Below are 8,752 nucleotides of genomic sequence, written 5' to 3' on the forward strand. Positions count from 1 at the left end.
TTTGATATTCCTTTAATAGTACAGTCACTGGCGCTTGACCCACTTTTCGCCGCCCCCGGCCCTGGGTATAGCCAGGGGGGGGGGGGCGCCGCCCGCCGCCACGACGACGACCCAGCCGACCTGCACCTCCCCGGCACCGGGCGCCTGGACCATCGACCCCGCGACGGCCGCGGCACCGTCCGGGCCGGGCCGCCCGGCGGACCCGGCCACGGCCCGGCGGGTCCGCGCCGGCATCGGCAACTTCGTCGCGTGCGTCAACGCCGGTGACTCCGCCAGGCCGGACGACCTCGCCGCCAACCCGGCGGCCACCCTGTTCACGGTCCATTTCATCACCACGTTCATGCACCAGGACAGCTACGCGAGCGTGCCGAGGGTGCTCGGCGGCCTGCGCATCGACCGGATGCGCACCCTCGACGTCGTCGCCTACCCGGACGGCAGCTTCAGCACCGAGGGCACCTACCTCGCCTACGGCCACAAGCTCGTCCACGAACGCTGGTACTGGTGGCCGGACACCGACGGCTACCTGAAGGTGAACAAGCTCGAACCGCTGGCACCACCCGTGCCGGCGGACGCGGTCCCGCTCGACGTCGAGGTCGGCGACTACTTCTACCGGCCCGCCGCCACCAGCGTGCGCGCGCCGCACGGCAAGGTGGTGCTGCGCTTCCACCAGACCGGCGCACAGCGGCACGAGGCGATCCTGTTCCGGCTCCCCGAAGGCGCCACCGCCGAGGACCTGCTCGGCGGGAAGCTGACCCACGACCAGGTCGTCACCATCGGCCAGGACAACGGCTCCGACGTGATGTCCCTGGTGGCGCTGCGGCCGGGCACCTACACGCTGATCAGCTTCGAACCGGGCCCCGACGGCCGCCCGCTCGCCCTGCACGGGATGACCGCCCGGTTCCGGGTCCGCTAACCCACGCGCTGCTCCAGCACCTGGCCGACCCACTCGTCGACGTCGAACCGGACGGTCGGCTTGAACCCCTGCCCCTCGTAGTACCGCTGCAGGTCGCCGTCACCACCCGCCCAGCAGTCGACCCGGACCAGGTCGATACCGCGGCGGCGCGCCTCGTCGAGCGCGTACTCGACGAGGCGGCCGCCGACGCGCCGGCCGGTGAACCGCCGTGAGGTGATCAGCAGCCGGATGTACAGCTCGCGCTCGTCGACCGCGGGCACGTGCGGGTCGTGGTCCTCCGAGACGATCAGCGCGCCGGCCGGCTCGCCGTCGACCATCGCGATGCGCAGGCCCGGGTCCGCGGCCATGCCCTGGACCCGCTCGACGCGCTTCGGGACGCGGCTCCACGGCTCGGTCCCCCACTGCTTCGAGCTGCCGCGTGCGGCCAGCCATTCGACGGCCTCGTCGAAGAAGCGCAGCAGCGTGTCAGCATCCCCGGAATCACCCGACCGGATGACGATGTTGTCCATTCCCCTTGTCTACCGCACGGTGAGCACGCGCGGGCCGTCTTCGGTGATGGCGATGGTGTGCTCGACGTGCGCCGCGCGGCTGCCGTCGGCGGTCAGGATCGACCAGCCGTCCTCGGCGTAGCGGTAACCGTCGCCGCCGCGGGTGAGCATCGGCTCGATCGCCAGCGCGAGCCCCGGCTTGAGCCGCATTCCGCGCCCCGGGCGGCCTTCGTTCGGCAGGTGCGGGTCCTCGTGCATCGCGCGGCCGATGCCGTGCCCGCCGTGGTCGTCGAGCATGCCGTGGCCGTGCGCGCGCCCGGCGACGCCGATCGCGTACGAGATGTCCCCGAGCTTCGCGCCCGGCTGAGCGGCGGCGATCCCGGCCTGCAGGGCCCGCTCGGTGGCCTCGATGAGGGCGAGGTCGGCGGGATCGGCGGTGCCGACGACGAAGCTGATCGCCGCGTCGCCGTTCCAGCCGTCGAGGATCGCGCCGCAGTCGATGCTGACGAGGTCGCCGTCCTGGAGGCGGTACGCGGTGGGGATCCCGTGCACGACGACGTCGTTGACGCTGGCGCAGAGGACGTTCGGGTAGGGCGTCGGCGCGGACCGCGGCTGGTAGTGCAGGAACGACGGTTTCGCGCCCGCCTCGCTGATGACGTGGGCGGCGACGTCGTCCAGCTCGCGCAGGGAGACGCCGATCGCGGCCGCCTCCTTGACCGCGTGCAGGGTGTTCGCCACGACTCGCCCGGCTTCGCGCATCATCGCCAGCTCGGACTCGGTTTTGATCTCGACCATGCCGATAACTATACCGGTATAGTTATCGCTGTCCAGTGCGGACAGGTACGCACGTTCAACCGGTGGCTCGGTCCGTGTCATCCGGAGTTCAGGCAGCGCTGATTGACTTCCCCCGTTCACGACCTCTCTCGCGACGAGGACAAATTGACCCAGTCAGTGCCCGACGGCGACGCGCTCGCCGCGTTCGGCGCCGAACTCGCGGAAATCCAGGCCAAAGCCGCGGAAGCCCGGGAAAAACTCCGATCCGCCGTCGCCAGCGTGCAATCGCCGGACGGGTCGGTCTCGGTGACCGTCGGCCCGAGCGGCGTCCTGCAGGACCTCCGGTTCGGCCCGCGTGCGTACGAGCGTCCCCCGCAAGCCCTGTCCGGCCTGGTGCTGCAGCTGATCGGCCGGGCGCAGCAGAAGGTCTCGGCCGAGGTCGCCGACGCGTTCAGCGGCATGGTCGGCGAGAACTCGGCGGCTCGCGAACTCCTCGACGAGTTCCTGCCGCAGCCGGAAGAGAGCCCGCAGCAGGCGGCCGAGGAGCCTCCGGCGCACCGGCCACCGCCGCCGGGTCCGCCCCAGGCGGGTCCGCCGCAGCCGCAGCGTGGTCAGCCGCGCCGTCGCCCCCGGCCCGAGCCGGACGAGGACGACGGCGAAAGCAATCCCTGGTAGCACGGAGGAGAAACGGTGGTTTCCGGAGCAGGGTTCTCGGTCGACCCGGCCGAGTTGCAGAAGTTCAGCCAGTTCCTGTCGGGCACCACGCAACCGGCGGTGCAGGACGCCGCGAACCGGATGCAGGCGGCCAACGGGTTCGACAACGCCGCGTTCGGCATCCTGCTCGCGCAGGTGCTCGCCGTGCCCTCGCGGGTCACGATGGCCGTCATCACCGGGGAGATCACCAAGCTCGTCGGCGACATCGGCAAGTCCGCGGACGACCTGAAGAAGGCCGCCGAGACGTACGCGACCCACGACGCGAACACGGCGCAGGGCTTGAGCACCTTCGAAACGGAGCTGGGCAAGTGACCGTTCCCATCACGTCCGCGAACTCCACCACGGGCGCCGGCGTCTTCGACAGCTGGAAGCAGGTCGGGGACTCGATCGGCAAGGTCCAGACCGAGCACGGCGGCGACCTCGCGGCCGTCAGCGTGGAGCTGGGCATCAACGTCATCAGCGCCGTGCTCGACACCGTCGCGTTCGCCATGGACCCGCTGGCGAAGCTGATCGCCGCGGGACTGGGCTGGCTGATCGAGCACGTCTCGTTCCTGAAGTGGCCGCTCGACCAGGTCGCGGGCAACCCGTCGGAAGTCACGAAGGTCGCCAACGAGCTGCACAAGATCGGCGAGAGCCTGCGCAACACCAGCGAGGACCTCGAAAAGACGCTCAAGGCCACGATCACCCAGTGGCAGGGCAAGGGCTACGACAGCTTCCTGAAGTCGATCAACGACCGGAAGGGCTGGATCGACGCCAACGCCAAGGCGGCCGACGTCGCCGGCTACATGGTCGAGACCACCGGGGCGCTGATCGGCGCGGTCCGCGCGCTGTTGCGCGACATCATCACGACCATCCTCGGCGACATCATCTCCACGATGCTGATCGCGCTCGCCCTCGCCATCCCCACCTTCGGCGCCTCGATCGCGGTCGGGGTGACCAAGTGCGTCGCGACGGTCTCGGTGCAGGTCGCGGCGATGATGGCGAAGCTCGCCAAGGTCGTCGCCTACGCCGGCCGCACGCTGGCCCGGCTCACCGGGCTGTCGAAGCTGGTCAAGGGCAAGCCTGGCTCGTCGTCGAGCGCGGGCCACGAGCTGACGCCGGTGCCGCCGCCGGGCACCGCGATCACCCACGACCGCCCCGGTGGCGGCGCGACGCCGAGCACCCGGCCCCCGGGCGACGGCACGACCCCGAACTTCTCGCGGCCGCTGCCCCCGCCGGGCACCGCGGTCACCCACGACAACCCGGGCGGCGGTGCCACGCCGAGCACCCGGCCGCCGGGTGACGGGACCACGCCGAACTTCTCCCGGCCCCTGCCGCCCCCGCCCAAGCCGGCGCCGCCGAAGTCGCACCTGAGCGACCACGACATCTCGACCATCAAGAAGCACGAGGACTGGCTGAAGACCAAGTTCGGCGACAGCTACCAGAAGATGAAGTTCGCCGACGACTGGATCAAGAAGAACCACCCGGACTACTACCCGATGCTGAAGGCGCTCTCCGACGCGAAGAGCTCGAAGAACTTCGTGGGCTGGGCGGGCAAGGACATCGTGCAGGTCGACCGCGGTCTCACCGACATCCAGATGCAGGCGGAAGCCGCGTGGGCCGAAGAAGACAAGAAGCAGCAACAGCAACAACCGCAGTAACCCACGAGGGGCACCTCCCGCCGGAGGTGCCCCTCGTGCGGTCAGGCGACGCCGAGGTGGCGTGAGATCAGCATCTTCTGGACCTCGCTCGTGCCCTCGCCGATCTCCAGGATCTTCGCGTCGCGGTAGAAGCGGCTCACCGGGAACTCGTTCATGAACCCGTACCCGCCGAAGATCTGCGTCGCGTCGCGGGCGTTGTCCATCGCCGCGTTGGAGGCCACCAGCTTGGCGATCGACGCCTCCTTCTTGAACGGCTCGCCGCGCAGCATCTTCGACGCCGCCTGGTAGTACGCCAGGCGGGCGGTGTGGGTGCGGACCTCCATGTCCGCGATCTTGAACTGGATCGCCTGGTACTCACCGATCCGCTTGCCGAACGCGACCCGGTCCTTGACGTACTTGAGGCATTCGTCCACGCAACCCTGCGCCAACCCCACCGACAACGCGGCTATCGCGACCCGGCCCTCGTCCAAAATGGACAGGAACTGCGCGTACCCGCGGCCGCGGACACCGACCAGGTTCTCCACCGGGACGCGGACGTCCGAAAAGGACAGCTCGTGGGTGTCCGAGCAGTTCCAGCCGACCTTGGAGTACTTCGGCGCCACCGCGAAGCCCGGCGTGCCGGACGGGATGAGGATCGCCGAGATCTCCTTGCGGCCGTTCTCCATCACGTCGGTGACCGCGGTGGCCGTGACGAACCGGGTGATGTCCGTGCCCGAGTTCGTGATGAACGCCTTGCTGCCGTTGACGACCCACTCGTCACCGTCCTGCCGGGCGCGCGTGCGCGTGGCGCCGGCGTCCGAGCCGCCGCCCGGTTCGGTCAGGCCGAAGCCGCCCAGTGCCGTGCCCGCGCACAGGTCCGGGAGCCACTTCTCCTTCTGCTCCTGCGTTCCGAAGCGGTAAATCGGCATCGCGCCGAGGGAAACGCCGGCCTCCAGGGTGATCGCGACCGACGAGTCGACCCGCGCCAGCTCCTCCAGCACCAGGCACAGCGCGAAGTAGTCGCCGCCCATCCCGCCGAACTCCTCGGGAAACGGCAGGCCGAACAGGCCCATCTCGCCCATCTTCGCGACGATCGCGTACGGGAACTCTTCCTTCTCGTACAGCTCGCCGATCACCGGCGCGACCTCGCCGCGCGCGAAATCCTCGACGGTCTTGCGGAGGGACTCGTACTCCTCGTCCAGGCGGAAGTCGATCACGGCTGCTCCTCTTGGGGGCTTACGACGGCTAGGGTTTCGTCCAGCGCGACCTGTTGGCCGGCCCGGACGGGGAGTTCGCTGACCACGCCGTCGATCGGCGCGGTGACCGTGTGCTCCATCTTCATCGCTTCGACGACCAGCAACGGCGTCCCGGCCTTGACGACGTCACCCGCGGCGACCTTCACCACGAGCACCGTGCCCGGCATCGGGCTGGTGACCGGACCCGCCCCGGCGGCCTCGCCGCGCGCCGCCAGCACGAACTCCTGCTCCCCGAACGGGAAACTCAGGCCGTCGCGCGCCAGCCAGACCGTCCGATCCGGACCGCAGGCCTGGCGGTAGCGGTGGAACCCGCCCGCGTGCCGGATCTCCAGGACGTCGCCGTCGCGCCGGGCCGACACGTGGACCGGGGAAGCGTCGTCCACGAACACCGTCGCCGAAGACGGCGTGCCCTGCACCCGGACCACCGCGCGGGCGGTGCCGGACTTCAGCCGGAACGTCACCCCGCCGGAGCCGCCCATCCGCCAGCCGTCCGGCACGTCCCACGGGTCGACCACGGGCCCGGACGGCTGCAGCTCGAGGAACCGGTCGAGCGCGGCCGCGACGAAGAACTCCGCGGGCACCTCGGAGGAGACGAGCTCCGACAGCCGCCGGTCGACGAGTTCGGTGTCGAGCTTGCCCGCGCGGACGTCGGCGTCGGCCAGCAGCCCGCGCAGGAACGCGGTGTTCGTGCCGATGCCCAGCAACGCCGTGTCGGCCAGCGCCAGGTCGAGCCGGTGCAGCGCGGCCGCGCGGTCCGGGCCCCAGGCGATCACCTTGGCCAGCATCGGGTCGTAGTTCGAGCCGACCACCGCGCCCGGCGTCATCCACGAGTCGACGCGGACGCCGTCGCCGGACGGCTCGTGCACGGCCAGCACCGTCCCACCGGTCGGGATGAACCCGCGCGCCGGGTCTTCGGCGTACACCCGCGCTTCGACGGCGTGTCCCTCGAGGACGACGTCGTCCTGCTGCACGGTCAGGTGTTCCCCGGCCGCCACCCGGACCTGCCACTCGACCAGGTCGAGGCCGGTGACCAGCTCGGTGACCGGGTGCTCGACCTGCAGCCGGGTGTTCATCTCCATGAAGAAGAACTCGTCCGGGTCGTGCGCCGACATGATGAACTCGACGGTGCCGGCGCCGACGTACCCGACCGAGCGCGCGGCCTCGGCCGCCGCTGAGCCCATCTTTTCGCGCGTCGCGGCGTCGAGCAGGACCGACGGCGCTTCCTCGATGATCTTCTGGTGCCGCCGCTGCAGGCTGCACTCGCGCTCGCCGAGGTGGATGACGTGGCCGTGCGTGTCGGCCAGCACCTGGATCTCGATGTGCCGCGGGGTCGTGACGAACCGCTCCATCAGCAGCGTGTCGTCGCCGAACGAGCCCTTGGCCTCGCGCCGCGCCGACTCGATCGCGGCATCCAGTTCCTCGGGGGCGTGCACCAGCCGCATCCCCTTGCCGCCACCACCGGCGGACGGCTTGAGCAGCAGCGGGTAGCCGACTTTCGCGGCCGCCGAAGCGAAGTCACCGTCCGGGATGTCCACATCGGACGCACCGGGCACGACGGGCACGCCGGCCTTCGACACCGTCGCCTTGGCGCGGATCTTGTCGCCCATGGCGTCGATCGCCGCCACCGGCGGGCCGATGAACACCAGCCCGGCGGCCTCGCAGGCCCGTGCGAACTCGGCGTTTTCGGCCAGGAAGCCGTAACCGGGGTGCACGGCCTGCGCACCGGACGACACCGCGGCGTCCACAATGGCCGGGATGTTCAGATAACTGCGGGCGGCTTCCGCCGGGCCGATGCGCACCGCCGTGTGCGCCTCGCGGACGTGCCGCGCGTCGGCGTCCGCGTCGCTGTACACCGCGACCGCGCGGATGCCGAGGGCCCGCAGCGTGCGGATGACCCGGACCGCGATCTCGCCCCGGTTCGCGACCAACACTGAGTCGAACATGCCCCTCACATCCGGAAGACGCCGTAGTTGACCTCGGCCAGCGGTGCGTTGGCCGCGGCCGAAAGGGCGAGGCCGAGCACCGTGCGGGTGTCCGCCGGGTCGATGACGCCGTCGTCCCACAGCCGCGCGGTGGAGTAGTACGGGCTGCCCTGCGCCTCGTACTGCTCGCGGATCGGGTCCTTGAACGCCTCTTCGTCCTCTGTGGACCATTCGCCGCCGCGGGCCTCGATGGCGTCACGGCGGACCGTCGACAGCACCGACGCCGCCTGCTCGCCGCCCATCACCGAGATCCGCGCGTTCGGCCACATCCACAGGAACCGCGGCGAGTACGCCCGGCCGCACATCGAGTAGTTGCCGGCCCCGAACGAGCCGCCGATCACGACGGTCAGCTTCGGCACCCGCGCGCACGCCACGGCCGTGACCATCTTGGCGCCGTGTTTGGCGATACCGCCCGCCTCGTACGCGCGCCCGACCATGAAACCGGTGATGTTCTGCAGGAACAACAGCGGGATCGAGCGCTTGTCGCACAGCTCGATGAAGTGCGCGCCCTTCATCGCCGACTCGGCGAACAGGACGCCGTTGTTCGCGATGATGCCGACCGGGTGGCCGTGGATCCGGGCGAACCCGGTGACCAGCGTGGCGCCGTACTCCTTCTTGAACTCGGCGAACCGGCTGCCGTCGACGATCCGGGCGATCACCTCGCGCACGTCGTAGGGCACGCGCGGGTCGGTCGGCACGACGCCGTACAGCTCGGCCGGGTCGACGGCGGGCGCTTCGGTCGGCAGGACTTCCCACGGACGCGGGGTGCGCGGCCCGAGCGTCGAGACGATCGACCGGACGATCCGCAGCGCGTGGGCGTCGTCGTCGGCCAGGTGGTCGGTGACGCCGGACTGCCGCGCGTGGACGTCGCCGCCGCCGAGCTCCTCGGCCGTGACGACCTCGCCGGTCGCCGCCTTCACCAGCGGCGGGCCGAAGGAGACCCCTTGGCCCCGCAGAACGACGGCGCCTCCGGCAAGGAGACCCCGGCTCGCGTACGCGTCATCCG

The 8,752-nt window shown here is 70.5% G+C and carries 9 protein-coding genes; 4 read left to right on the plus strand and 5 right to left on the minus strand.

Annotated features, from left to right (window positions below; translation table 11 throughout):
- Positions 1 to 34 precede the first annotated feature (34 nt).
- Positions 35 to 913, plus strand: coding sequence for a hypothetical protein (locus ACWDN5_RS45315; protein ID WP_449680626.1), 879 nt, complete (start codon positions 35 to 37; stop codon positions 911 to 913).
- Here ACWDN5_RS45315 and ACWDN5_RS45320 read toward each other — a convergent pair.
- A complete protein-coding gene (locus ACWDN5_RS45320) occupies positions 910 to 1,422 on the minus strand; it encodes a GNAT family N-acetyltransferase (protein WP_449680627.1) in 513 nt (170 codons plus the stop codon). The genes ACWDN5_RS45315 and ACWDN5_RS45320 overlap by 4 nt on opposite strands.
- Positions 1,423 to 1,431: 9 nt before the next feature.
- Positions 1,432 to 2,196, minus strand: coding sequence for a type I methionyl aminopeptidase (gene map, locus ACWDN5_RS45325; RefSeq protein ID WP_449680628.1), 765 nt, complete (start codon positions 2,194 to 2,196; stop codon positions 1,432 to 1,434).
- A gap of 144 nt (positions 2,197 to 2,340) precedes the next feature.
- On the opposite strand from map, the gene ACWDN5_RS45330 reads away from it, so the two are divergent.
- From ACWDN5_RS45330 to ACWDN5_RS45340, 3 genes are read left to right on the plus strand one after another with little or no spacing between them, the layout of a single operon-like run.
- The gene (locus ACWDN5_RS45330; RefSeq protein ID WP_449680629.1) at positions 2,341 to 2,850 is read left to right on the plus strand and encodes a YbaB/EbfC family nucleoid-associated protein; all 510 of its coding nucleotides are present in this window, start codon (positions 2,341 to 2,343) and stop codon (positions 2,848 to 2,850) included.
- Positions 2,851 to 2,865: 15 nt separating this feature from the next.
- Positions 2,866 to 3,201, plus strand: coding sequence for a hypothetical protein (locus ACWDN5_RS45335; RefSeq protein WP_310973344.1), 336 nt, complete (start codon positions 2,866 to 2,868; stop codon positions 3,199 to 3,201).
- On the plus strand, positions 3,198 to 4,529 hold the full coding sequence (locus ACWDN5_RS45340; protein WP_449680630.1) for a hypothetical protein: 1,332 nt from the start codon (positions 3,198 to 3,200) through the stop codon (positions 4,527 to 4,529). The genes ACWDN5_RS45335 and ACWDN5_RS45340 overlap by 4 nt, the downstream gene beginning before the upstream one ends.
- 41 nt (positions 4,530 to 4,570) lie before the next feature.
- Here the strand turns inward: ACWDN5_RS45340 and ACWDN5_RS45345 are convergent, their stop codons facing one another.
- From ACWDN5_RS45345 to ACWDN5_RS45355, 3 genes are all read right to left on the minus strand, one after another.
- Complete coding sequence (locus ACWDN5_RS45345) at positions 4,571 to 5,725, minus strand: acyl-CoA dehydrogenase family protein (RefSeq protein ID WP_449680631.1); 1,155 nt, start codon at positions 5,723 to 5,725, stop codon at positions 4,571 to 4,573.
- A complete protein-coding gene (locus ACWDN5_RS45350) occupies positions 5,722 to 7,707 on the minus strand; it encodes an acetyl/propionyl/methylcrotonyl-CoA carboxylase subunit alpha (RefSeq protein ID WP_449680632.1) in 1,986 nt (661 codons plus the stop codon). Before ACWDN5_RS45350 ends, ACWDN5_RS45345 begins: the two co-directional genes overlap by 4 nt.
- Positions 7,708 to 7,712: 5 nt before the next feature.
- Positions 7,713 to 8,752, minus strand: a 1,040-nt coding sequence (locus ACWDN5_RS45355; RefSeq protein ID WP_449680633.1) for a carboxyl transferase domain-containing protein, incomplete at its 5' end; no start/stop codon positions are given.

The organism is Amycolatopsis sp. NPDC003731, assembly GCF_053586895.1.